Consider the following 25,192-nt stretch of genomic DNA (forward strand, 5'->3'; position numbering starts at 1 on the left):
ACCTAGGAAAAACTAGGAGCGCACCTAAGAAAAACTAGGAGCGCACCTAAGAAAAACTAGGAGCGCACCTAAGTAAAACTGCGCGCCGTTGCAGTGCAGGGTTTGCGCTCCGTTTCGTGCAGGGTTTTGAACGCCTCAATGTAGCGTTCTGTGTAGGGTTTACTCCCACCTTTCGTGCAGGATTTTGAACGCTTCAATGTAGGGTTTTGTGTATAGTAAATGTATAGTTTGTGTATAGTTTGAAGCGCGAACTATACACTTTGTAACGCGCGGATAATCAGCGTAATGCAGGGTTAAATGTAGGGTTTGTGTATAGTTTGTATAGTTTTTTGTTTTCCCCTTTTATTTACGTATAGTGTAGGGTTGAAACGCGGCAACGTCAAACCCTACATTCGAGCGTTTTCGCTTCTAAACTGTGGGGTTGAATGCAGGACATGCAGACCAAACCCTACACACTAAGCCCCCTTAAAGATTCTTTTTTAAAAGGCTAAAACGCTTTCTTTCTGTATTTAGAATGGCATTTCAGATAAAACACTAATTTTGCATTGGGTATTTACTCACCAATAGTTTTTTAGACAACTTTCTTATCCCGAACTGACGTAGCCTATGAAAAAGAAACTATTCACTGTGGCTCTGGCAGCCACTCTATTGCTACCATCTGCATTGCATGCCGAAGATGCCCTCCCCGGTGACGGAACACTGCGTTACTATCGCCTGGCCATTCCCGTGACGGTAAGTGCATTCGAGAATGACCTTCAGGGAGATTATGGGCTTTTCGATGATGATTATCAGAACAAGGTGATACCTTTCTGGCAAGCCTGCGAGGATTTCGTCAACGAGGTATTCGTCCCGCTGGGCATGTGCTTTGATGTGGTGATGGACAAGCGATTAGTGATGACAGAGCATATCAACGACCTTGATAGGTCCGAAGTGCTCCCAGAAATCGGCAACGGCACGAACTATATCAACGATGCTATCGGTGAAGGCAGTTACGATGTGGGCATGTGGGTTACCCATCGCAAAAGTTATGCCGAGAACTCCGGTCTCGCCATCGAGGGCGGAGCCTATATAAGTAGTGCCAAGGGCAGTTGCTATGCCAAGACCGACAAGTGGGTGGTGGCCCACGAACTTGGACACATGTTTGGCGCACCGCATACCACCACGGGCGAGGGCAGTCTGATGGACTACGGCGGTGATGGCTTTTTTGCCTACCCCTCCATCAAGACTATCCGCCACAAGGCAAAAGGCACCTCATCATACAAAAATGTCAAGGTGGACAACAATGCCCCCAAGTTCAATGCCGAGGCTATGCAGAAGACCTACCGCATTCCCCAAGGCGCCTGCCTTTCTATTGACGTGCAGGCTACCGATGCCGAAGGACACCGGTTGCTCTACACCGCCATAGGATGCAGCAGTGCCAATGTGGACAACATCGTGGAGGGAGGCCTCATGCCCCACTTTGCTTCGTTCGTACCACAGGAAAGCAATGTCATCAACTACCAGCCGACCTACATTGCTGATATTATGTACGATGACTATTTCTACCTGAAGGATGGCACCGATGTGCCAAAAATGATGCCGGGCAACTATGCACTCAGCATACTTGTCAACGACGTGCCAAGCACAGCATGGAGTTACTCTGCATTGCAGGCAAATCCATTCTACAGCACCTATGCCATCTGGGATAGTCAGGTGCAGATAGTTGGGGGCACAGCCTTCAATGCTACACTCACTCCAGCCAAGAGCCAGTACACGGCAGGCGAGCAGGTGACTGTATCGTGGGGCGTCAACGAGAATTACTTCACCGCCGACAGCCGTTTGCGCATCAGCCTCTCCACCGACTATGGCAAGACCTTCAAGTATGTTCTTGCCGAAGATGTGAAGGCTCTCGATGGCAAATGCGTCGTAAACCTGCCCAAGGTGAATGTCGGGAAGTTGGATGTGGACTTCACTACAGCAACCCGCCAGATGAACGGCGGCATCATCAAGGTGGAAGAGATAGGTGGCTCAGCCTTCACCCTGACTTCACTTGATCCCAACAGTAACAGCAGTTTCACCGTAACAGGAGGATTTGACGAGAAAGACGTTGCAATCTGCAATATTGGAACTTATGAGATGGGTACTTTCTACGCCAATGCCCCCATGACCATCCCAGCCGGAATGACTGCCTATGTGGCAACCAACGCCCCGACTATGAACGGCGATGAAGGAACTATTACCATGACATCCATCACTGACGGCATCATTCCTGCACAAACTGGTGCTGTAGTCTGTGGCAAGCAGGGACAGCATCTCCTCACCAAGGCTACAGCAGAAGGTCCTGCCATAACAGGCAACATGTTGCATGGCTATGCGGGCACGGATGAATATCAGGAGGTGGAAGTCCCCGGTGGTTTTACCACCTATGTCCTCGCCGTGGAGAATGACAGAATTGGATTCTACCGCAAGGATGGCGGTTTCAAGGTATACAACAACAAGGCATACCTCTGTGTACCTGCGAATGTGGGCAATGCACGTACCCTTTACCTCAACTTTGATGATAAAGCCACCGGCATCGTGGAAACGGAACACGAAGGCCAACGCCCGGAGGGGATGAAGTCAAAGCGTGGAACGGAAATATATGACCTTTCAGGCCGCCGTGTAGAGAAGGTACAGAAGGGTGTCTATATCGTCAACGGCAAGAAGGTACTTAAATGACCATTCCTTCCAGGTTTTAGGGGTGTTCTAAAAATTAGGATGAAAACGTAAGCAATTTCTTTTGAAGGTTCCTTAACCCGTAATTTATAGAACACCCCTTTAATCATTGTATCATTGAAGGCGGTCACATACTTTTTACGCTCTTCAATGGCTTGTTGTTCGGTAATTTGCTGATTCATAAAAGAGAATTTTATAGACTATTGGCTGCACCTCAGCATAAAGCAAGTTTTCTGCGTTCGGTTTTGCACAATAGTTGCATGATGCAAAGTTACCGAACACCTTTTGGGCATGGAAAGACAGCATAATGTGCTGATTTTAGATAAATAAGAATACTCCTTTAGTAAATATGAAAACAATCATCACCGCAATGCTCGCAGTATTGACTTTTACTTGCTGCATGGCAAGAGAGAAGAAGCCTGCAATTAAAGCAAGGCTCAAGGGCTACCCATCGGGGGCCATAGATGAATACCACTTCCATGCAGGAAAAGCCATAGTCAAGGGGCGTTTTGTCAATCGGACGGAACACAGATCCTCAACTTTCAATGTGACAGGGACTGACCTGTTCTCGAATCAAGAGTTCGTCAGAACGATTAACATCGAACCCGATGGTTCTTTTCTTGAACTGATTAGTCTGCCGCATTCAGGATGGGTTTACTTCGGTGGTGCAGAAATTCCGCCTGCTTTTATCGCTGTTGGTGACACCTTGGATTTATTGATTAATGGCACAGGGGATGAAACAATAATCTCGGGCAGTGGCGCCACTGGCGAGGTGAACAGCGTCTGGCCACGGTTGGAGACTCAGTTCGCTTCGAAGGAAACACGAACGCCATGGGAGGAAATGAACCGTGAATTCATGCTGGAGTGGAAAAACCGCAAGGTCAGGGAACTCGACCGAATAGCCAGTGCCATAGATGCCGACACCATCACCTTGCTAAACGGCTGCTCAGACTACGCAAAGGACGTGTTGAAAACAAGTCTCCTTGCCATGCCGCTGGAACAAGCACTTGTGGCATTACATCAGTGGTGGTGGAGAACAAGGAGCGAGGACAGAAAGCCTAATCCAGCCCTGACGATTTCCTCTGACTCATTCTTCGATTTTCTTTCGGCAAGGCAGTCCTATTTGATGGATAATCCATTGATGATCCTCGCAGCTGATGGCGGCGGTGTCGTCAACAATATGGAATTCTATGTACTCAACGCATACTTGTACCTGGTAAACGATATGGAAAGATGGTGCAAGTCAACAGACTCCGACGAGTTGGGCTCTTACAAGGAAAATTTTATCTTGCCATACAACTACGACCCTGGGCTTCACCGCGAGATGCTTGAATACGATAAAGGACGCTTGATTCCCGTGGCAGACTATTATTCCATGTGCAGCGACAGCATCCGCTCGCGTTTCAAGTTTGACCATACAGGTTTCATGATGCAGCTCTGCTTGCTTCATCGCGTCCTTGACTTCGACTTCGAGGGCTCTGACGGCTGCTTCCTCACTCGCAAGGCAGAGGAATTGGCTGGAGCAATTCCACAGTTTACCGACCCTTCCATCTGCCACCATGCCGTGGACGTCTACCGCCGTTTTGTCATTGAGCGCGAAGGAAGTGCTCGCATTGATGCTTCGAATCCTACACCGGGAGATTCGCTCTTTCAATCACTGAAGGAGAAATATGCCGGCAACGTCATCTATATGGACTTCTGGGGCATCGGATGCGGACCTTGCCGTAAGGGGATGCTCGACCAGCGTACACTCGTTGAACAATATAAAGAAACTCCAGTCCGTTTCCTCTATATCTGCAACGAAAAAGACTCTCCACGTGAACCAAGCGAGAAGTTCCTCACCGATAACAACATCCAGGGCGAGCACATCTTTATCTCTTCCGACGAATGGAATCTCCTCACCAACAAGTTCCAGTTTAACGCCATTCCTTTCACACTACTTATTGACAGGAACGGTAATATTGTAGAGAAGAATGTTCCACCCACTGCAGCAAAACTTGACGAATTGCTGAAATAGAAACCATACTATATTGAGGGGTGTTCTATAAATTACGGAATAAGGAACGTTCAAAAGAAAGTGCTTACGTTTTGGTCGCTTTTCGCTTCTTAGCGCGCCCTTTTGTAAGTTTCGTCAGTCACATAGCCCGCTATGCTCCTTCCTCAACTGACAAAAGTTCATCTCTAAGAAATCAAAAATCAACTCAACCTAATTTATAGAACACCCCTTGAATAATAAGTTGCGTCAGATTTGAATTAGATTTTCGAGGTCAGATTTTCACTCGAAGAAGGAGCATAGCCGTAGTGACTGATGAGGGAGGAAATATGGACCGAAAAGATTTTCAAAGATGATGCAGGTTATTTTTGGAGGATTACTAAAATTATTTTTGCCTTCACGCGTAAAATTTTTCAGTTTTTTTTGTTCATTAAACGCCGTCTTCCTAATTTTGTAATAAGGAATGTGGCAACTGTCTCGGATTCACTCACTTTTTCCTTGGGACTCGTTGCTCTTTCCTTAGGACTCGTCGCTCTTTCCTTAGGAGTGCGCACGCAGAACCCGCGCACTGTGCAGTGGGACGAACTGCCGCAGGACCAAGAGGAGCGACTCGTTGCCTTCCTCCGACAAAACGCCTTCCTGCGACGCACCGACGCCGAGCACATCTGGTGCTGCAAACGAACGACTGCGTCACGCCTGCTGAACTCCTTCTGCGAAAAAGGCATCATTCGCAACGCCGGAACACCGAGAATGCCCATCTATGTCCTTGCTTCGAACGAAGCCGGACAAGAGGCGTGAACGCGAAACGAAGCCACTTTTCTTTGAAAAGGAATGCTTTTTCAAAGAAAAGGAAAGAACTAAGAACGTGCGTTTTACGCATATTTAAGAAATAAGTACTCTAACCGAACATAATACCATCTCATTTCCCCATGACACTGGACATACTCATCTGTTCGCTGAACAAAGGCATCGTCCGCATTCAGGACGTGTTGCTTCCTCCCCGCGAGGGCTTGCACTACGTAGTTTCCTACCAATACACCGACGAGCGATATCTTGACCTCGTTCCGGACGTGCTGCGTTCACGCCCCGACGTGTCGCTCTACATTTACAAAGGACAAGGACTCTCTGCCAACCGCAACCTCGCGCTTGACAAAGCGACGTCGGATTTGGTGATGTATGCCGACGATGACGCCCGCCTGCTGCCCGAAACCTTTGACACGGTCGTCAAACCTTTCGTGGAAAACGAGGGGCTTGATGTCGCGTGTTTCTGTGCTTCAACCTATACGGGGAAACCCTTGAAGAACTATCCCGAAAAGGAGTTTGTCATCAAATCCATGCCGAAATCCTACACCATCTCGGCACTTGAGATGGTTTGCCGTCGCAACAAAGTGCAGGGGAAAATACGCTTCGACGAGCGCTTCGGACTCGGCACGAAATTCCTCACCTGCGGCGAAGAGGAGGTGTGGCTCGAAGACGCCCTGCGAGCCGGACTCACCATCCAATATTTTCCCCGGAAAATCGTGGAAACGAGCACGATGCTCAAAAAATCCATGGTCTATGTCGATGCCGGCGTGCAGAGAAGCCGCGGCGCCATCACCTACTATCAGCACGGCGCCACCGCGTTCTGGCTCTGCTTCCGCTTCGCACTCAGCGGCGCACGAAAAGGCTACTGCCACTTCCTGCCAATGTTCACGCACTTGCTGGAAGGCATACGCTACATGAAACGCACCGAGAAAGCAAAGTAAATCAATCGCATGCTGACCATTCAATTTCTCATCTCTACGCTGGGCGAACGAATTGCCCAGGCGGCGAAAGTACTGCTTCCGCCCATGGAGGGAGTGAGTTATGTCGTCGTTTGGCAACGCAACGGCATCATCTCTGACGCCCTGCCCGCTGAGTTGAAAGAAAGGGAAGACGTCAGCATCGTGGAGGACAACGGAAAAGGGCTGGCACGCAGCAGAAACATCGCGCTCGAAAACGCCACCGCTGACCTGCTCGTCATCACCGACGACGACAACCGCTACGACACCGCTGCCATCGAACTCATCCGCAACGCTTTCGAGAAACACCCGACGGCAGGGCTGATTCAGTTTCAAGCACTCTCCATGGAGGGAAAGCCGCTGAGAAACTACCCCGCCTTCCCCTATGCCTACGAAACACGCCCCCGCGGCACCTACTTCTGCTCCGTGGAACTCGTCATGCGCCGAAAGGCAAACCTGCCCCGCTTCGACGAGCGATTCGGCTTGGGCGCAGAACTCGGCTGCGGTGAGGAGGAGGTCTTTGTCCACGAGGCGGTCAAACGCGGCGTGAAGATGATCTACGTTCCGCAGCCGCTCGTGCGCACCGACGGCGCCACGACCGGAGGACGCTTCCTGACCGATGCTAAAGTGCAACAAGCCAAGGGCGCAGTGCTTTGCATCCTCCACGGAAAAGTCGGTGCATGGCTGCGCCTCTGCTCACAGGTGATGCAACTGCGCGGCATCGCATGGGAGAAAAGAAAAGAAATCGCACATAACATGTGCCTCGGCATTCAAAAAGTTGCCAAAGCGGGAAAGCCGGACGAGACACCTATATATAATAAGGAAGCAAAGGGCAAGCCGGACGAGACACCTATATATAATAAGGAAGTAAAGGAAAGGGCTGACGATAGTATAAAAGAAACAAACGGCTGTGACGGCGGCAAGTTTGAGGAACTGACCATCGTCATCCCCTATTTCAACCGGGAAAAGTTTCTGCCCCGCACACTCCTCAGTTTGGAACGCTCCACGCGACGGGCGGCTCGACTGATTTTCGTGGACAACGGTAGCCAAGACGGCTCCCGTGCGCTCTGCGAAGATTTCGCGCGGCGTCACCCCGAGCAAGACATTCTCCTTCTTTCGGAATCACGCAGCGGCGCTGCCATTGCCCGCAACGCCGGACTGGCTGAAGTCAAGACACTGTGGACCTACTTCTTTGACTCTGACGACGAACTCTCGCCGAGATTCATTGAACAGATGGAGCAGACGCTGAAAGAGCACGCCGAACAAAACTTCGACGTCATCGCCTTCCGCACCGTGATGGTTCACCCCGACGGCTCAATGACTCAACGTCAGAGCATGTTCAACGAATCCGCCACCGACCAGATTCTGATGTCTCAACTCGTGACACAAAATCTTTTCGTGCGCACGGACTTCCTGCGCCGCATCGGCGGATGGAACGAGCAACTTCGCGAATGGGACGACTGGGAACTCGGCATCCGCGTCCTTGTTGGCGGCGGGAAAGTGCTGTGGCTGCGGGACTGCGCCTACCATCGTATCTATCTGCACCCCGACAGCCTGACGGGCAAGAACTTCCTCACCACCTGCCGAGGCATTGACGTCGCCATGCATAGCGTACTCAATCTGTGTCGGGAAAAGAAGAAAGGAAGAATGGACGCTCCAAAATCATCTTCAATCTGCCGCGCCTTGGCGTTCCGCTACGCCCTTCTCTCCGGCATTTTGCAGCGGGAAGGTGGCAGAACTGCCTCCCTGCGTTTTTGGAGTCGTGCGCTGCAATGCGCCTCCGCCGCTTGCGGAAGCAAGGTTCCCCGTTCGCTCCGCCTCCCGCTTGCATTTTTCCGAGCCTACACCTCACGAGGCGGACGCGGTGCTTGGCGGCTCGCCCGCTTGTTCGTCACACGATGACGCACCGCGGACTCTGCAAAACGGTCGGCTCGCAGAAACTCTTGGCAAAACTGCGACACATAAGCACAAAAAGAACACCGTTCAACTCACCAGAAAAAGTGGTTGAACGGTGTTCTTTTGTCGGGGCGACGGGATTCGAACCCACGACCCCCTGCTCCCAAAGCAGGTGCGCTAACCGGACTGCGCTACGCCCCGATTCAAAATGTTTTCGCCTTGAAAAAACGCTGTGTTTTGCCTAAGGCAGTGCAAAAGTAGCAATAAAATCCGAAAACACCGCCCTTCCCCCGTTTTATTTGCAACGGACAAACATAGTCCCCCTATAAGACGGGACGAGATTTATCAAAACGATAGGGACCATTTAGTCTGGTGACGGTGTCATGGGAAGCGTCACGGGAGTGTCACCGAGGTGTTACCATGAGGAATTATCATCACAAAAATTTAAGGAAAGCCCCTACAATAAAACGTCGTCGCAAACGTTTGAATAATTATGAACACACTGCGCTTTCCACATATTTCCCCTCACTTTCCCAAAGCGGGTATCTTCCTCCTGCTCCTTTCCCTGCTCCTCGCCCTACCCCTCGCTGCACAAAACCGACGCACGAGGGTTTTCGGCATCGTCAAAGACTCGGAAGGAAAACCCATCGAACTGGCGACCATTCAAGTGAAAGCGCAAGGCGTCATGACGCTGGCAAACCTCAAGGGAGAATACTCGCTCTGGTGCGAAAGCCAAGACAGCGTGCAGGTGGTCTATTCCATGATTGGCTACGGCACACGCAAGCGTCTGCTCATCAACCCCGGCGACAGCATACGCCTCGACGTCAGTCTGCTCCCGCTGACGGGCGGAACCCTCGGGACGGCAGAGGTGACCTCAGTCGGCATCCAAACGGGAACCATGCAGCGCATCACTCCCAAAGACATGAAACTTTCACCCTCCACCACGGGCAACGCGGTCGAGGAACTCATCGCCACACAAGCAGGCGTCAGCACACACAACGAACTCTCCTCACAGTACAACGTGCGCGGAGGCTCCTTCGACGAGAACTGCGTGTATATCAATGGAGTGGAAATCTATCGCCCCATGCTCGTGCGCTCCGGGCAGCAGGAAGGACTTTCCGTCATCAACCCCGACATGGTGCAAAGCATCGGCTTCTCCTCCGGCGGATTTGAGGCGCGCTATGGAGACAAAATGGCGTCCGTGTTGGACATCACCTACAAAAGACCGGAAAAACTCGAGGCATCGGTCAGTGCCTCGCTCCTCGGAGCAGGCGGCTACATCGGCTGGGGAAACAGCAAGGTCTCACTCATGACCTCACTGCGCTACAAAACAACAAGTTACCTCATGGGAACCACCGACACGGAGGCGGAATATAAACCCAGGTTCTTGGACTATCAAGCCTTCTTCTCCTGGCGACCCAACAAACGCTGGTCGTTTGACGTACTCGGAAACATCTCCGACAACACCTACCGCTTCATCCCTGAAAACCGAGAAACGAAGTTCGGAACCATCAACGACCCGAAAACCTTCCTCGTCTATTTTGACGGACAAGAAAAGGACTTCTTCAGGACTTACTTCGGCGCTGCCACCATCACCCGACACTTCAATCCCGAAACCTTCCTCGCACTCCAGTGCTCTGCCTTCTCGACGCGCGAACAGGAAACCTATGACATCAGCGGAGAGTATTGGCTCAACGAAGCCACCGACCAAGAACAACTCGGCGTCGGAACCTACATGGAACACGCACGAAACCGACTCAACGGAGGCGTCGTCACAGGCTCGCTCCGCTTCCGAACAAAAATCACTGCCCACACCATTCTCGCCGGCATCGACCTAAGACACGAGAAAGTAAAAGAAAATGCTCGCGAGTGGGAACTGAGAGACTCCATGGGCTATTCCCTACCCTATGACCCCAATGTGTTGAGAATGGTCTATAGCCTGCGCTCCAAAACGGACATGTCCTCCAACCGCCTCTCTTTCTACGTACAGGACACTTGGCGCATCAAAGCAAAAACGGGCTTGTGGAACCTGACCTACGGCATCAGACTGAGCCACTGGGACTGGAACAAAGAAACCATCGTCTCACCCAGAGTCTCCGTCGGACTCATGCCTGCCTTCACAGACAACTGGACTTTCCGCTTTGCCACCGGCATCTACTACCAGGCACCTTTCTATAAAGAGTTGAAAGACACCACACTCAACGCAGCAGGCGTCGCCAACGTCGTGCTGAACAAAAACATCAAATCGCAACGCTCCATCCACTTCGTCCTCGGAGCAGACTATGCCTTCCGAATGGCAGGAAGACCATTCAAGTTCACCACGGAAGCATACTACAAGGCGCTCTCTAACCTCATCCCCTACACCGTCGATAACCTCCGCCTCGTCTATTACGGACGCAACATGGCGAAGGGTTATGCCATGGGCATCGACTTCAAACTTTTCGGAGAGTTCGTCCCGGGAACAGACTCCTGGGTGACGCTCTCGCTGATGCGCTCCAAAGAAAAAATCAACGGGGAATGGATTCCGCGCCCCACGGACCAACTCTACAACGTCTCACTCTTCTTCACAGACTATTTCCCCGGCACCACACGCTGGCGTTTCCAACTGAAAGCGGCTTTTGCCGACGGACTGCCCTTCGGACCATCACGCAGCGAACGCTCCGAACAGAAATTCCGCGCACCGGCTTATAAGCGCGTGGACATCGGAATGAGTTACCGTGTCATCAAAAACGAAGACCGACACATCACACGAGGCATCGGAAAAGCCATCAAAAACCTCTGGTTCGGACTCGACTGCTTCAACCTCCTCGGAATTGACAACGTGAATTCCTACTATTGGGTCACAGACATTGAAGGCACACAGTTCGCCGTACCCAACTACCTCACCGGAAGACTCATCAACGCCCGCTTCACCATTGAGTTCTGAAAAAGCGCACGCACGAAAACCCAAACATCACACAGAAAATCCAAAGCCGTGGCTCGAACGTCACCGCTTTGGATTTTTGGTTGCTTGTTTGCTTGCTTGCTTAAATCACGTCCTACTAAACCACGCCCTCAAAGCGAGTCCATTTTTGAACGCTTCTTATTCCTCAAAGTTTAGAACGGCTCTTAAAGAAATCCATTACAAACAAGTGAATACTTTATGAAATTTTTGGTAATATGAAGACTGACCGCTAATTTTGCAGCACTTGTAAAGCGGGAAACAGTATCACCGCTCCCCAAATCAAACCCATTTCTCATTGAAATTATGGATTTCTTTTACGTAGGCATTCTCGCCTTTCTCATCATCCTTGCGACCTTTGACCTCTCCGTGGGCGTCGCAAACGATGCAGTCAACTTTCTCAGCCCGGCAGTCGGCGCAAAAACTGCCAAGTTCCGCACCATCCTTCTCGTCGCCGCCATCGGCATCTTTGTGGGAGCAAGCACCTCCAGCGGAATGATGGACATCGCCCGACACGGAATCCTCAACCCGCTCTACTACACCCTTGATGACGTCATGTGCATCTTCCTTGCCGTCGCGGCGACTGACGTCATCCTCCTGGACATCTTCAACACGTTGGGAATGCCGACCTCCACAACCGTTTCCATGGTCTTCGGCTTGCTCGGAGGTAGCACGGCACTCGCTTTCTCAAAAATGGTCAGCGCGGGAATGCCCTATGCACAACTCATCAACACCGACAAAGCGCTTTCCGTCATCATCGGCATCTTCCTCTCCGTCGCCATCGCTTTTGTCGTGGGCTTGATTGTCATGTGGCTCACACGTGTTGTCTTTACCTTTGAATATAAAAAACACCTGCGCTACAGTGTCGCCATCTTCGGCGGCATCGGCGTCACCAGCATCTTCTACTTCCTCATTACAAGCGGACTGCGCTCCAGCAACGTGCTGCACAACATCGGCTGGACTCCGGAATGGATTGACGCACACAAAGTCGCCATCCTTCTGATTACTTTCTCCATCATGACCGTGTTGATGGAAATCCTGCACCTGCTGAAAGTGAACATCTTCCGAATCGTCGTGCTTTTCGGCACATTCTCACTCGCCATGGCTTTCGCAGGAAACGACTTGGTGAACTTCATCGGAACACCTCTCGCCGGACTCGAATCCTTCCTGGACTTCAACCAAAACGGCAACGGTACACCTGCCGACAACTACATCGTCTCCGTGCTTGCCGGAGAAAGCCAACTGCCCGGAAAACAATGGTTCCTCATCGGCGCCGGCGTCATCATGACCGTCGCAATCTGCACGTCCAAGAAGGCGCACAAAGTGGTCGAGACCACCGTGAACCTCTCACGCCAGGATGAAGGAGAAGAAGTTTTCAGTTCCTCCAAAATCGCACGAAGAACCGTGAGAAGCGTGCTGACCATCACCTCCACCATGAACCGTTTCATTCCGAAACGCCTCTCCAACTGGATTGACAAACGATTCGAACAGGAAGCCATCATGCTTGAAGAAGGAGCCGCCTTCGACGAAGTTCGTGCTTCCGTCAACCTCGTCTTGGCGGGTCTGCTCATCGTCATCGGTACCACCTTCCGTCTCCCCCTCTCCACCACCTACGTCGCCTTCATGGTTGCCATGGGTTCTTCTCTCGCAGACCGAGCGTGGGGCCGCGAAACAGCAGTCTATCGCATCACCGGCGTCATCACCGTCATCGGTGGATGGTTCATCACCGCCGGCGCTGCCTTCATCGTCTGCTTCCTCATCGCCATGCTCAACCACTTCGGAGGAGTCATCGCCATGATTCTCGTGGTCGCACTCGTGGCATTTGTCATCATCAGCAACAACCGCAGGTTCAAACAGAAACGCGAAGAAGAAGGAGTGGACACGCTCTTCCGCCAAATTGTCCGCACACACGACAAATCCATGGTTTGGGAACTCCTTTCCACTCACGTTCGAACCACTCAGGGCGATGTTCTCGTCTTCACCCGCTCTGCCTTTAGGCACATCAGCCAGGGACTCATGCACGACAACATGAAGGAACTGCGCGCCGCACACCACGAAATTGATGAAGAAAAAGGAATCTGGAAACGCTACAGAAGAAAAGAAATCCTCGGCATGCGAAAGATTGACTACATGCAGGCTGTGGAGAAAAACACCTGGTTCCACCTCGGATGCAACAGCATCACGCAAATCATCTACGGTCTCAAACGCATGCTTGAACCGTGCTTGGAACACGTGGACAACAACTTCAATCCCATGCCGCAAGCCTACGTCGATGAGTTCATTCCCATCTGCAATGCGGTTGACAAATTCCTCGAAGAGACCCACAGGCTCATCACAAGCGGTAACTTTAACGGCGTCGATGAAGTGCTTGTGGAAGGCAATGCCATCAAAAGTCGCATCTCTCAGATTCGCCACGAGCAGCAGGACCGCATCCAGCGCGATGAACAGAACTTGAAGATTGACCTCCTCTATCTCTCCACACTCCAAGAGACCCAGGAAATCATCAGTATCACGCGCCACCTGCTCCGCGCCTCCAAGCGTTTCCAAACGCAGTGAGAAATCCCAAACGCAAACAAAATCAATAATCGAACAGGCGTGAACCTGTTGTCGCACGCCTATAGCCGGAGTCTTTAGAACATCCCTTCATGTTTTGAGACATATTGTCCAAAATAGAACCTAAAGTTTGAAACGCGCAATCGTTCCTCGACGATTGCGCGTTTCAATTATCTCTAACAGGTCTCAGTGCTATTCTTGGGATGTTTGCGACAAAAGTAACTCATATCTGACTCCCGATTTCTTCCCACAAACGTAGGCTATAGCATGAGCGTTGTCTTGTATGAGGTTGTCAAGATATAAGGGCTCCCCCTCTATTATCAGACTACATTGGAAGGTGTCGCCTTTATGTAAGCGAGTATTTTGAGATGCAATGACTCGAAACATAAGATTGCCTAAATACTCCACGTCACACACTCTGTCCGGTTGCCATGTGAGACGAATGCAATCGCCGGGGTCTAAGGCAGAAGTCACGCTCAGTCGCCTGTTCAAAACGGGATTGCTCTGTTGCTCCTTCGGCGCAACAGCATTTCTGCAATAGTCTTCCCAGTTGCGATAACCCAAGAATTGAGCCAAAATAGAAAGCGTGCCAACTCTGGGTGTAACGTCTTCGCTCAAATATCCCCAGATGCGCATCAACGTGGTTCGGCTGACGAGCACGTGCAGTCGTGAATAGATAGTTTCTCGCAAAAAGATGAAGTCTTTGGGCGTCTTTATCTTTTGATTGAGGGCTGCTTCAATTTCTTTGCATAATTGATTTATCATAGTCTTTTCTCAGTTGATTATATCGATTCAATATTTTCGTTGTCAGATTGCCGTCATAAACGACGAGGGCGTTTGTGATTTCTGCCATCTCGTTTTCCGAGAAATTCCCCCTAATTTCCATTAGATAGCGATTATAGGCAGCACTGCTTTCATGAATCCTGTTGAAAAGTTCTATATTCAGATTGACTAAAGATTTTAGTGTGTCGAGATGATGCATAACGCCGGTGCTCTTCATGGCATTGTCGATAACTTTCTTCCCATTTGCGATGGCATTATCGACTCTCATTCTCTCTGCCTCTTGAGCCTGTTGTTTTTGCAACAATTCCATGTGAGCAGCCGTAACTCGCTCCAGACGGGCATTCAGCGATGAAACTGTGTCGTGAACCCCCATTTGTTGCTGTTTGTTGCTGCTCAACTGTTGTCTGAGTTCGTTTATTCTGAGGGATTGGGTTATAACTATGAAAACCGTGCCCACAACCAGTAATACAATAGCAACCCATGCAAATCTTGTTTTGTTTTTATCTCTATTCCGGATGGCATCCAGCAATTCTGACACATTTCGGTATCGAAGTTCTATCGGCTTCAGACACCTCTTTATAATATGCTTAAAACCATATCCCAGATTCATTTTGCTATAGACAACACCAAGACTATAAATGTCGTTCCGCACATCTGCCACAGACGTTTGCATTTGTTCCGGTGACATATACTGAAGAGTTCCCGCCGGTTGCTTCAAAATGGCGTAACTGCAGGTATCGGCAAGCCCGAAGTCTATCAGCTTTATGTGGTTGCCATTTTTTGTGACAATAATATTCTCCGGCTTCAAGTCGCGATGAACAATCCCTTTAGAATGTATATAGTTTACTGCCTCCGCTAACTGAATCGCAATTCTTCTGCGATCTTTGAAAGCATGATTTTCCTTTAGCCATTCTTTCAGCGTCGTGCCTTCCACATATTCCATCACAATGCAGTTGCCAAAGTCTTCTACCATTTCCAGACCGACTGTGGACACTACAAAAGGATGCTCCAATTGCATGAGCAATTCGAGTTCTTTTCTAAGCCGTTGTATATAGGCGGTTTCATTAGCAACCTGCTGGTTCAAACCCTTTAGCAACCACCAACGCCCATAGCGTTTGGCTTTTGCCACTATGTTTACGTCCGATGTGTTGACGATAGTCACATCCGTAAACTTCCTACTGATTCCTTCGAATGAATCCATCAGGTAGCCTGAAGCCGACGAGTCATAATCCTGTTGCATATCGCAAAATTAGTAATATCTGTGTAAAAGGAAAAATAGGTAAACAAAAAGAAACAAGGCATAATGAAAATAAGAAAAGAGATAAAATGGAACAAAACACATAAGTTCTATTGCTCTACATTTGCGCCAAAGAAGAAATATAAGCACAAATTCACCTAATACTAAATCTGATTTTTTGTAGAAATAAATTCATTATTAACCAAATGTTTAATTTAAAAATTAAAAAAATGAAAGTATTAAAGTATTTATCGCTTGCAGCTCTTTCGATGTGTTTTGCTTCATGTAGTGAAGATAACAGCGTCACGCTCAAAGTTGAAACAGAACTTGGCGGCTTATCTGAGTTTGTTACGGTGAAAGACCAGGAAGTGGTTGTCAAAATGACAGACGAAAAAGAGGATGGTGTAGATTGCAAAGTAATCACATCTTCATTGGCATTAGAGGTTAGCAAATCTGTTGCTTCCGACTACAGTTATAGTCTTGAAGTTGAAGTACTTGATGAAAATCACACCAAAATTGCTTCGCTTCCCTACTATTATATTGAAGATACCTATGACTCTGATAATGAAGATTATGAACATATCCTTAATGCCGGAACTATTCGAGCTCAAATGAAAAGAAGTGCAAAGGTATCGGAAATGACGCCCGACGATCAAGAAGAATGGAAAAAAATCGTCAAAGAAGGAGCCTATATCCTCATTAAACCATCATCTAGTTATGCAAAATTTGTAGAATATAAGGCTAAATCTTCAAATACAGAAGCAGATGCATCTTCCAACGACACAACCACGGTAGATGGAGATTTAGCCGACAGTTCTTCTGAGGATTGGGATGCAATGTTAGATTCCTACGAGGAGTATGTGGACAAATACATCGCTTTATTGAAGAAAGCATCTGCTGGCGATATGACTGCCTTAACTGAATATCCGGCTCTCTTGAGTAAAGCTCAGGAGTTTGGTGATAAGATGGAAAGTGCTAAAGGTTCAATGTCTGCCTCACAGGTGGCTCGCTACACTGCAATAACCGCAAAGATGCTAAAGGTAGCACAGAAATAGCATTATTCACAAGTATTCCTTAACCGTTAATGGGGTGTTCTAAAAATTAGGGTAAGATGATTTTATTTCTTAGAGATAAACTTTTGTTGGTGAAGGAGCATAGTGAACTATGTAACTGACGAAACTTAACAAAGGGCGCGCTAAGAAACAAGAAACAACCAAAGCGTAAGCACTTTCTTTTGAATGTTGTTTATCCCGTAATTTTTAGACCCCCCTTTTTAGTAATATGAAAATAATAATTTGCGTCAGATTTGAATTAGATTTTCGAGGTCAGATTTTCACCCGAAGAAGGAGCATAGCCGTAGCTATGTGACTGATGAGGGAGGAAATATGGACCGAAAAGATTTTCAAAGATGATGCAGGTTATTTTTTGAGAATTACTTAATATCTTAATCAATGAGAAAGTTCCGATTCCTATTAGCAACACTGTTACTTGTTGCCATACCCTTGGGCGTTAATGCTCAGGAAAAGTTTATCAAAACTAATTTTAAAGTTAGAAAGAATATCAGTTTCTATCTTTGTCCTGATGATAAAGAAAATCCAGGTCTTCAACTTAATCCGAATAAAAGTTACGCAGAATTCCAAGTGTTTGATTTTGGCGAAGAAGGCACTACCATAATTCTCAAATATAGATTTGAATCAAAAGATTGCGATGAAAATGGGAAACCCCAAATACTTGAAGGTACGTGCTCTTGGTCAAGCAAATGGTTGATGCTGGCTTATGCCGACAATATATATGGTAAAAGTATGCCAGCAGAGATGTATTTTATAACATACGGGAATCAGCCTTGTGGAAAAAACGCTCTTGGACAATCAAAAAATGGTGAGTGGGTTCTCACGTTAACCGCTTCTCCGGAAGGGACAAATTATATGACTGATAATATAATAGGATTGAGTGTGGATGCTTTGCGGACTAAATTAATAAAAGATAAAGAGCCTGGCAGACTCAGTGGAGGCAGAAAAAAAGGGGAATATATGGTGTATGATCTACTATCTATCGGAACTCGCAAACGCTACAAATCGAACGGAGACTATTACTATGAAGCAAACGTTGACACACCCTACGTCCGTTTTTACTTCAAAAATGGAAAATTAGAGAAGTTTGTATGTCTTAAATCATAAGGAATACCGCTCAAACCCAAAAACTTTCAAACAAAAAAAACTTTCAAACCACTATGAAAAAATTCGTTTTCTTTCAAACTCTGCTTGTTGCTTTAGTGATGTTGGTGTCTTGTTCATCAACAAGTGGTGACTTTATTAGTGCCTATGAGGAGGCAACTAAGGAATTGGAAACCGCAACCAGTAATGATGATTGCGATAGAATCCATGACAAGTTGATGCATAGGCTTTATGAGATAACTCAAGAAGATTCAGATTGGCAAAAAGCGCTCGAAGACGAGGACGTAAAGGAAGCCTATGATGCATGGACTGAGGCATTAAAAAAGGCTACTACTGACAATCACTGGTTCTTTATGGTATTTTGCACCCCTGATTGTGCGATAGATTATTGCGAAAAAAAGTAATCTGTGCTTTTGCGTAAGCATCCGAAAATATACAACTTTCAGGCTGCTTACGACTTTGAGCATGTTCCAAGCCCGTGATAATTTCACGAATGTAATTCAAGGAACATATTCTTGTTGAGAGAAGGTGTCGTCATAAAACTACATGTTGACGATACCTTCTTTTTCTTCTCGCATCATTGGTTATACAAGCATTCGCTCAGTTTGCGTGATTCGTGTTCCACACAAAATGTGCATTCATGGAGCGAGGCTTCTGCACCTTCTCCGCGTGGATTCCTCAATGAAACGCGATGTCGTTGATGACGTTCGCTTCGGCTTTTTCGTTCAGCAGACGCACCAGTTCCGTCTTGCGCATGGTCAGTTCGCTGCGAAGCACGGGAGAGGAAAGTGTCACATGAAGACACTGTCCCTTCACGAAAAGGTCGCGTGACTTCGCAGCCACCATCCTTCCGACCACCGTCTCCCAAGACTGAAGCAGACGATGCTCCGCCAGCGGCGTCTCCAAACCCTGCATGCGCAAAAAGCGGAGCAACACGTTCGACAAAGTTTCTTCTTTTCTTCTTTCCATCTGATTTCCGAAGCGTTTAAAAAATGGGTTGAACCGCCTTATGCCATCTGCGGAAGAACCACGCCGTTCTTCACGTCAAACAAAAAATAAGGTCGTCCGATTTTCGGGAGAATCGCTTCAAGATGCACGCGGCTCGTGTCGGTGATGAATATCTGTCCGAAATCGGTCTGCGACACAAAACGAATCAGACACTCCACGCGCCCTGCATCCAATTTGTCAAACAAGTCGTCAAGCAGAAGCAAGGGCGTGCGATATTCTCCTCGTTCCTTTAAATATAAATATTGCGCCAATTTCAACGCAATGAAAAAAGTCTTTTGCTGCCCTTGCGAAGCCTCCCGCTTGACCGCGTGTCCTTGCAGTTGAAAGAGCAGGTCATCCTTGTGCGGTCCATGGAGCGAATAGCCCACGATGCACTCTTTTTCGCGCCAGTCGCGCAGCCACTTCAGTAGCGGACCGCGACTGCCGTGACTTTCATAGACGATGCCCACTTCTTCCGTTTCCACACCGGAAAGTTGACGATAGACTTTCAAGAAGAGCGGCACGAAATCCTGCACGAACTTTTCGCGTGCTTCATAAATTTTCGCCGCGTCGGCATCCATCATTTCCTCCAGCACGTCCATGAGTCCGGCATCGAAACCTTCCTCCTGTTTCAGCAGGGAGTTGCGCTGTTTGAGGGAACGCTCATAGCGAATGAGCGCGTCAAGATAGGCGGCATCGTGTTGAATGAGCACGGCATCCATGAAGTTTCGGCGACACTCACTGCCTCCCGTAATCAATTCAGAATCATCGGGAGAAATCATCACCAACGGAATCTGGCCGACGTGAGAAGACAGTTTCTTGACATCCTTGCCGTCCGTCTTGACGGTTTTCCGCCCGCCTTGTTTGTAGCCGCAAAAGACGTGGTGCTGCCCGCCATTGTCAAACTCATAGTCTCCTTCAATGACAAAACACGAAGCCCCGTGACGCAGGTTGTCGGCATCGCGCACCGCGATGTGACCGCGGCAGATGGAAAGGAAATAGATGGCGTCCAACACGTTGGTCTTGCCCATCCCGTTGTCGCCGGCAAAACAGTTGATGAAAGGAGAAAACGAGAGCGAGGCAGCCTCAATGTTTCGATAGTTGGTGATGGTCAGTTCGCGGAGATACATGAAAAGAAGGATAATAGAAGGAGGCTAAAAAATTAGGTTCTATTCCATAATATATAGAACAAACCTTAGATAAGCGTAAGCAAAATTAGGGTTTACGACTGAAGCGCACAACAAAACGCTCTCAAAACAGTCTTAGGTTCAAAAAAATCAGCGGAATACTTTATCAACTTGGGGGAAAATCGTAATTTTGCCCCGCTTCTTTGCGGAATTACGCCGCCCAACGAGCAAAAATTGGAAACAAACAAAACAAAAATCATAAAAATGAGCGCTAAAAACAACAAACAAACGCTGGATGTGAACGACAGCATCGCAAAGTCTGAAGCATTTATCACCAAGTACAAAAAGAAAATCATCATCGCCGCAGCAGCCATCGTCATCGTGGTCGGCGGTATCTTCGCCTATATCTACGGCTACTCCAAGCCGCGCGAAGAAAAAGCCCAGGAGCTCTTGGGCATCGTCATGCAGAACTACATCATGAAGCAGGACTTTGAGCACGCTCTCAAAGGCGAGGGCAAGACGCTCGGCCTGCAAGCCATCATTGACAAATATGCTTCCACCGATGCCGGAAACCTCGCTTACTATCAGGCAGGTCTCTGCAACTACCAACTCGGCAAAACCAAGGAAGCCATCAAGTGTCTCGAAGAGTTCAGCCCCAAGGGCGACAACACCGTCTCTGCACAGGCTCTCTTCGCACTCGCCAACTGCTACGCCTCCGACAAACAAATCGACAAAGCCATCGACACCTTCAAGAAAGCAGCCAAGGCAACTGACGTGCCCGCACTCTGCGCTGAATATCTCTTCCAAGCAGGCGTGCTCCTCGAAAGCCAAAAGAAAAACAACGAGGCTCTGGAAATCTATCAGCAAATCAAGGCTGACTATCCCACCGCACCGCTCTGCTCTCGTCAGCAGCAAGGTAACGTCGTGATGGACGCCATGATTGACAAGTACATCGATAAACTCAGCAAATAATTCCGCTCTCCATGTCCTCAAGCACCTTCTCTTACGCTGAGAACCAAACCACTCCCATTCCCGATGCCTACGAGATGCGCTTCGGCATCATCGTCACCGAATGGAACAACCACATCACCGACGCCTTGCTCGAACAGGCTGTCAGCGAACTCGTGGCAAACGGAGTGGCAGAGCAGAACATCACCATCAACCGAGTCCCCGGAAGTTTTGAACTCGTCTATGCTGCAGCCCAACTCGCCAAATTCGGACACGTCAACGGCATCATCGCCATCGGATGCGTCATCAAAGGTGACACGCCGCACTTTGACTATATCTGCCAAGGCGTCACACAAGGACTCACCGAACTCAACGCAAAGGGAGACATCCCCGTCATCTTCGGACTGCTCACCGTCAACAACAACGAGCAGGCAGAAGAAAGAGTGAAACTCCAAAAAGGAAAGGAATTTGCAGTCACAGCCATAAAAATGGTGGACTACGCTTGGAAATATCAAAAATAATTCTTTCCTTTGCAACACTAAAAAAGGCTTGGGCAAATACCAGAGTGGCCAAATGGGGCAGACTGTAAATCTGCTGGCGTACGCCTTCGGTGGTTCGAATCCATCTTTGCCCACACGCAAATAAAAAAGAATGTGTCACCATCAACGGTGACACATTTTTAGCAAGTGGATGCATGATTGCCAAAGTTATTTTTTGGGAATATAATGACTTTGGCCAATTATAATGCCTGGATCTGTCCAAAAATTAGAAATATACTCTTGAATGTACTTTATTGTTTTTTCTCTTTTATTACTAAATATCGTAGAATAGAATCCCCCTACGACATACCGTGCATACAAATGTGCATTAAGGATAGAATATTTTGAAAAATCTTGCGATGTAGAATATAGAATATAATATTTAGCTGTATAAGGTGTTTCTGATTCCGTATATTCTATATATGAGTTCTTCTTCAGCTTGCCACGTAAACTTTTTAATAAGAATCCATATTCTTCTAAGTCTGATATGGTTTTATACTGGTCTTTTTTTATAGAAACTGATTCCTCTGATTGACTTCTTCATAGACAGTTGCTTATTTGAATAATAAAACAGTCTCAATGATTATGGGCTGTCTCTTTTCGTCTTTCTCTTCCATATCCTTATTTCTTTCTAATTTCACCATCTATACATGTAAGATTCTCATTGTGTCCTTCTCGAAGAGATACATTTTCTGCTACTTTACACACTTTTTTATTCTCACCATAAATAAAGAATTCATTCCTTGTGTTAGGCAATTGTGCATATACAAATACCTTGTCGTCAATAATGTGTACGCGTAAAATGCAACTAAACATGACAGGAATGACTAATCTGTCATGTTGATCTATCACTCCGTAGAGAAGTCCATCACCATAGCATTGATTCGGATCACCATATCCGACAATAGCAAAACCACTTTGAAATTCTTTAGCAACATCGTATTTGAATGGTATTTTCACGACTCCATCAATGTTTATATATCCGTATTTGTTATTCTTCTGGGCGTATATCAAATACCCATCTACACTCCACGGAACTTTACCTATATCGGTGTAGCCTTCTTCAAAAGGGATTAAATCGTTACCCTTGCTATCTACCATTTTGCATCTCATGATACCGTTTGATTTATCATGAACAGGTATTCCATCGGCATAAATACCGTCAAATGGAATACTATCTGGTGGACCAGGAAAATAGATTGCAGGAACTACTTCATGAATATTTACCATATCAAATAATCCATGATAGCTTTCTGTTTTCGTTAAACTAAGTGGGTGTATACGATCATATAAATCAATCATTCCGTTGTAGCTTTCATTGCTGAAATGATAATAATGAGGATAGTTTATACCTATTTTGCTATATCCTCTAGAAGTTACAATATTTCCGTTCTTATCGCTGAGCCAATATTTATACTTTTGGTCTTGCAGTAGAAGGACATCATGCTTTTCATTATTATTTCCTCTATTGCAAAAAGGTTGAGTGATGCTTAAATATTCGCATTGTTGTATAAATTCCCCATCCAAATTTATCAGTCCGTATAGTCCATCATTATTGACGACAAGCACAGATAAAAGCGTATATGCATCGATGCAGCCAAAGTTCTTTACTACTTTACCGGTCTTATCTAATAGCATCCATTTAGAATCTATATGTGCAAACTCAATTCCTAACATTGTTTCACTATGTGTAAACACTATTACTTTTTGTAATTTCTGTTGTTAAAATGTCATGCCAAACATTACGCTTGCAGTCGCATTAACAGTAAAGTCATCATTGAAAACCTTCACCATAGGGCTCAGAAAGACGAGCTGTACATGGTACTCTTGAAGAAAGCAACGAATCTTTTTTGTTTTCTTCAGGATTTCTTCCGATTAGAGAAGGCTCATAGCAATAGACGCAACCGGTCGATGTGTCTGCCTCTATTTGCGCCTGTATGTCTATTCGGTCTAAGAAAAGAGGGTCCGCTAATTGTCCCACTTTTTGGCTCGCTCCATGCCATCTAGCACTACGCCTACGATGATTTATCAAGGACATAGGTGAATGGCCATTATATGTTTATCCTCAAATCCGCAACTACGCGCCTAATATGATACAGAAGCGAAAATAATCTGTATCATTAGTAAAAGGAAGGGGGCACAGAGTGCATCGAATGTCATCATAAAGACATATAATGCCCCTTACCCCACCATGCGACTTGAGGCAATACGCAAAATCACGACCATAAGTTTTCGGTGTCATCCAAAGTCATTCAGGAACACATCAGCATAAACATTGTTGCATGAATAGATATTCAGGACATACTGCCTTGATGTCTTTATCCATTTGGCCGGCACCGAGATGAACCTGAAGACAAATGCCTTGATGCGGCTTGTTGCTTTGAGTCCGAACCTCTTCACGTCAAGCCTCGCCATGATGAATTTATAGAAGTTGCGTATGATTGCCGTAAGCAGAAGAAACACCTTGTTTTCTCCCATGAAGGATTTTGGAAGCCTGTTCCAGCCGAATCCGTTATTCATGTCATCGAAGATGCGTTCCTTCCCTCCACGGAGGTTATAGAATTTGACAATCTCTTTCTCGGAAGACTCGTAGTCATTTGCAAGGATGCAGCGGTAGGTGTATTCGCCTTCCCACAGGTCAAGCTCACCGTCAATTCGCTTCTGCCTTTGGATTACAAGACGGTATGCCCTCCCTTTCCTTTTCTCGATGAGAATGGAGGCCAGCTCAAACTCAATGCCATTAATCTCCTCCGTCTTCCAGCCTCTGAGAGCAAAGATGTCATTATAGAGCGAAGTGCAGCGGTTGGCACGGATATAGAAGGTCTTGCAGTGTTTTTCAACTTCTTCCACAATATCGTCCGAGCATTAACCGCAGTCTGCCCTGAAACGATTGACGGCCAGCCCTTTCCGTTCAAGTCTCTCAAAGAATCTGCTCAGTGTGTCCTTCTGGTGGAAACGAACGTTAGTGTTGCCGTCGCAGCTGCCCTTTGGGCTTCCTTCTCCTCGCAAGGCATAGCCAAAGCAAGCTTTGTCTCTGCTCTTGCTTCGTTCGTCGGTTCTCAATGCCGACAATCATGTCGCCAATGACAGCCACACCTGGACGGTAGCCAAGGAACTTCTTGTATGTAGGCTTTGCATCATACTTCTCTGTCTCTATGAACTGGTGGTCGAAGTCAACATCATACATTTCTCCTTCCTTCAACTGCCCAGTCGCAAACAGACTGTTCATGAGCAGCGTGTTCAGGTTGTCTGCCGTGTTGAAGTCATAGGTCTTGCTTGTATCTGATGTATATGATATGTTTTCCTGAGTCAGTTCCTTTATGACTCTGAGAATCGTGTCGGCACTGCATGTGCGAAGTGTCGGGTGAAGCGAGAGGTGGCTCATCAAATGAGTAGTTAGTATATCTGTTCCAAAAATCAATTTCTCCTAGCACACCATTTCCATCAGGGAAACCTATTTTTATCTTTTCCATATACAAATTATATAAACAATACTTAGTTAATTATACATTTAATCGTCTAAAATTCAATGAGTTGCATTAACGATATATAACTAATAA

18 protein-coding genes, 2 tRNA genes and 1 pseudogene are annotated in these 25,192 nt (G+C 47.4%); 13 read left to right on the forward strand and 8 right to left on the reverse strand.

Translation table 11 applies throughout. The features are described from left to right. Positions 1-606: 606 nt before the first annotated feature. The gene (locus tag I6E40_RS07330; protein WP_235386389.1) at positions 607-2,697 is read left to right on the forward strand and encodes a reprolysin-like metallopeptidase; all 2,091 of its coding nucleotides are present in this window, start codon (positions 607-609) and stop codon (positions 2,695-2,697) included. On the opposite strand, the gene I6E40_RS07335 is transcribed toward I6E40_RS07330, so the two are convergent. Next, positions 2,664-2,876: a hypothetical protein gene (locus I6E40_RS07335; RefSeq protein WP_235386390.1), complete on the reverse strand. Its 213-nt coding sequence runs from the start codon at positions 2,874-2,876 to the stop codon at positions 2,664-2,666. The genes I6E40_RS07330 and I6E40_RS07335 overlap by 34 nt on opposite strands. A gap of 167 nt (positions 2,877-3,043) precedes the next feature. On the opposite strand from I6E40_RS07335, the gene I6E40_RS07340 reads away from it, so the two are divergent. The 4 genes from I6E40_RS07340 (at position 3,044) to I6E40_RS07355 (ending at position 8,349) form a co-directional block, all read left to right on the forward strand. Then, positions 3,044-4,711: a TlpA family protein disulfide reductase gene (locus I6E40_RS07340; RefSeq protein ID WP_235386391.1), complete on the forward strand. Its 1,668-nt coding sequence runs from the start codon at positions 3,044-3,046 to the stop codon at positions 4,709-4,711. 474 nt (positions 4,712-5,185) lie between these two features. Further along, complete coding sequence (locus tag I6E40_RS07345) at positions 5,186-5,485, forward strand: hypothetical protein (RefSeq protein WP_235386392.1); 300 nt, start codon at positions 5,186-5,188, stop codon at positions 5,483-5,485. A 131-nt stretch (positions 5,486-5,616) separates the two neighbouring features. Beyond that, the gene (locus I6E40_RS07350) at positions 5,617-6,432 is read left to right on the forward strand and encodes a glycosyltransferase (RefSeq protein ID WP_235386393.1); all 816 of its coding nucleotides are present in this window, start codon (positions 5,617-5,619) and stop codon (positions 6,430-6,432) included. 9 nt (positions 6,433-6,441) lie between these two features. Then, a complete protein-coding gene (locus tag I6E40_RS07355) occupies positions 6,442-8,349 on the forward strand; it encodes a glycosyltransferase family 2 protein (protein WP_235386394.1) in 1,908 nt (635 codons plus the stop codon). 120 nt (positions 8,350-8,469) lie between these two features. Here the strand turns inward: I6E40_RS07355 and I6E40_RS07360 are convergent. Further along, positions 8,470-8,544, reverse strand: a tRNA-Pro gene (locus I6E40_RS07360). A gap of 292 nt (positions 8,545-8,836) precedes the next feature. Here I6E40_RS07360 and I6E40_RS07365 point away from each other — a divergent pair. Next, positions 8,837-11,269, forward strand: a complete 2,433-nt coding sequence (locus I6E40_RS07365) for a TonB-dependent receptor plug domain-containing protein (RefSeq protein ID WP_235386395.1) — start codon at positions 8,837-8,839, stop codon at positions 11,267-11,269. Positions 11,270-11,590: 321 nt separating this feature from the next. Beyond that, on the forward strand, positions 11,591-13,840 hold the full coding sequence (locus I6E40_RS07370; protein ID WP_235386396.1) for an inorganic phosphate transporter: 2,250 nt from the start codon (positions 11,591-11,593) through the stop codon (positions 13,838-13,840). 189 nt (positions 13,841-14,029) lie between these two features. Here I6E40_RS07370 and I6E40_RS07375 read toward each other — a convergent pair whose 3' ends face one another. Both I6E40_RS07375 and I6E40_RS07380 read right to left on the reverse strand, forming a co-directional pair. Beyond that, positions 14,030-14,602, reverse strand: coding sequence for a hypothetical protein (locus tag I6E40_RS07375; protein ID WP_235386397.1), 573 nt, complete (start codon positions 14,600-14,602; stop codon positions 14,030-14,032). Further along, the gene (locus I6E40_RS07380) at positions 14,574-15,749 is read right to left on the reverse strand and encodes a serine/threonine-protein kinase (RefSeq protein ID WP_235386398.1); all 1,176 of its coding nucleotides are present in this window, start codon (positions 15,747-15,749) and stop codon (positions 14,574-14,576) included. Before I6E40_RS07380 ends, I6E40_RS07375 begins: the two co-directional genes overlap by 29 nt. 338 nt (positions 15,750-16,087) lie before the next feature. On the opposite strand from I6E40_RS07380, the gene I6E40_RS07385 reads away from it, so the two are divergent. The 3 genes from I6E40_RS07385 (at position 16,088) to I6E40_RS07395 (ending at position 18,435) form a co-directional block, all read left to right on the forward strand. Then, positions 16,088-16,912: a DUF6591 domain-containing protein gene (locus I6E40_RS07385; protein WP_235386399.1), complete on the forward strand. Its 825-nt coding sequence runs from the start codon at positions 16,088-16,090 to the stop codon at positions 16,910-16,912. 396 nt (positions 16,913-17,308) lie between these two features. Further along, positions 17,309-18,034: a hypothetical protein gene (locus I6E40_RS07390; protein WP_235386400.1), complete on the forward strand. Its 726-nt coding sequence runs from the start codon at positions 17,309-17,311 to the stop codon at positions 18,032-18,034. A gap of 53 nt (positions 18,035-18,087) precedes the next feature. Next, a complete protein-coding gene (locus I6E40_RS07395; RefSeq protein WP_235386401.1) occupies positions 18,088-18,435 on the forward strand; it encodes a hypothetical protein in 348 nt (115 codons plus the stop codon). A gap of 274 nt (positions 18,436-18,709) precedes the next feature. Here the strand turns inward: I6E40_RS07395 and I6E40_RS07400 are convergent, their stop codons facing one another. Beyond that, positions 18,710-19,000: a DUF721 domain-containing protein gene (locus I6E40_RS07400; RefSeq protein ID WP_235386402.1), complete on the reverse strand. Its 291-nt coding sequence runs from the start codon at positions 18,998-19,000 to the stop codon at positions 18,710-18,712. A gap of 38 nt (positions 19,001-19,038) precedes the next feature. Then, positions 19,039-20,148 carry a DNA replication/repair protein RecF gene (gene recF / locus I6E40_RS07405; RefSeq protein WP_235386403.1) on the reverse strand — a complete coding sequence of 370 codons (1,110 nt, stop codon included), beginning with the start codon at positions 20,146-20,148 and terminating at the stop codon, positions 19,039-19,041. Between the two features lie 261 nt (positions 20,149-20,409). On the opposite strand from recF, the gene I6E40_RS07410 reads away from it, so the two are divergent. The 3 genes from I6E40_RS07410 to I6E40_RS07420 all read left to right on the forward strand — a co-directional run bounded on the left by I6E40_RS07410 (position 20,410) and on the right by I6E40_RS07420 (position 21,727). Then, positions 20,410-21,117 (forward strand): tetratricopeptide repeat protein, encoded by a 708-nt coding sequence (locus I6E40_RS07410; RefSeq protein ID WP_235386404.1) that lies wholly within the window; start codon positions 20,410-20,412, stop codon positions 21,115-21,117. 11 nt (positions 21,118-21,128) lie between these two features. Beyond that, a complete protein-coding gene (gene ribH, locus I6E40_RS07415; RefSeq protein ID WP_235386405.1) occupies positions 21,129-21,614 on the forward strand; it encodes a 6,7-dimethyl-8-ribityllumazine synthase in 486 nt (161 codons plus the stop codon). 30 nt (positions 21,615-21,644) lie between these two features. Next, positions 21,645-21,727, forward strand: a tRNA-Tyr gene (locus tag I6E40_RS07420). A gap of 526 nt (positions 21,728-22,253) precedes the next feature. Here I6E40_RS07420 and I6E40_RS07425 read toward each other — a convergent pair. Further along, complete coding sequence (locus I6E40_RS07425) at positions 22,254-23,309, reverse strand: WG repeat-containing protein (protein ID WP_235386406.1); 1,056 nt, start codon at positions 23,307-23,309, stop codon at positions 22,254-22,256. Positions 23,310-23,870: 561 nt separating this feature from the next. Next, positions 23,871-25,032, reverse strand: a pseudogene (locus I6E40_RS07430) (IS1380 family transposase); the annotation flags it as partial. Positions 25,033-25,192 lie beyond the last annotated feature (160 nt).

Source organism: Prevotellamassilia timonensis (genome assembly GCF_021531665.1).
In the GTDB taxonomy this organism is placed as follows: Bacteria; Bacteroidota; Bacteroidia; order Bacteroidales; family Bacteroidaceae; genus Alloprevotella.

Bases quoted from the DNA above. Each gene is read 5' to 3' on its own strand.
- I6E40_RS07355 (WP_235386394.1), top strand. From the start codon at position 6,442: ATGCTGACCATTCAATTTCTCATCTCTACGCTGGGCGAACGAATTGCC.
- I6E40_RS07395 (WP_235386401.1), top strand. From the start codon at position 18,088: ATGAAAAAATTCGTTTTCTTTCAAACTCTGCTTGTTGCTTTAGTGATG.
- I6E40_RS07335 (WP_235386390.1), bottom strand. From the start codon at position 2,876: ATGAATCAGCAAATTACCGAACAACAAGCCATTGAAGAGCGTAAAAAG.
- I6E40_RS07410 (WP_235386404.1), top strand. From the start codon at position 20,410: ATGAGCGCTAAAAACAACAAACAAACGCTGGATGTGAACGACAGCATC.
- I6E40_RS07350 (WP_235386393.1), top strand. From the start codon at position 5,617: ATGACACTGGACATACTCATCTGTTCGCTGAACAAAGGCATCGTCCGC.
- ribH (WP_235386405.1), top strand. From the start codon at position 21,129: ATGTCCTCAAGCACCTTCTCTTACGCTGAGAACCAAACCACTCCCATT.
- I6E40_RS07330 (WP_235386389.1), top strand. From the start codon at position 607: ATGAAAAAGAAACTATTCACTGTGGCTCTGGCAGCCACTCTATTGCTA.
- I6E40_RS07365 (WP_235386395.1), top strand. From the start codon at position 8,837: ATGAACACACTGCGCTTTCCACATATTTCCCCTCACTTTCCCAAAGCG.
- I6E40_RS07400 (WP_235386402.1), bottom strand. From the start codon at position 19,000: ATGGAAAGAAGAAAAGAAGAAACTTTGTCGAACGTGTTGCTCCGCTTT.
- I6E40_RS07385 (WP_235386399.1), top strand. From the start codon at position 16,088: ATGAAAGTATTAAAGTATTTATCGCTTGCAGCTCTTTCGATGTGTTTT.
- I6E40_RS07375 (WP_235386397.1), bottom strand. From the start codon at position 14,602: ATGATAAATCAATTATGCAAAGAAATTGAAGCAGCCCTCAATCAAAAG.
- I6E40_RS07370 (WP_235386396.1), top strand. From the start codon at position 11,591: ATGGATTTCTTTTACGTAGGCATTCTCGCCTTTCTCATCATCCTTGCG.
- I6E40_RS07340 (WP_235386391.1), top strand. From the start codon at position 3,044: ATGAAAACAATCATCACCGCAATGCTCGCAGTATTGACTTTTACTTGC.
- I6E40_RS07390 (WP_235386400.1), top strand. From the start codon at position 17,309: ATGAGAAAGTTCCGATTCCTATTAGCAACACTGTTACTTGTTGCCATA.
- recF (WP_235386403.1), bottom strand. From the start codon at position 20,148: ATGTATCTCCGCGAACTGACCATCACCAACTATCGAAACATTGAGGCT.
- I6E40_RS07425 (WP_235386406.1), bottom strand. From the start codon at position 23,309: ATGTTAGGAATTGAGTTTGCACATATAGATTCTAAATGGATGCTATTA.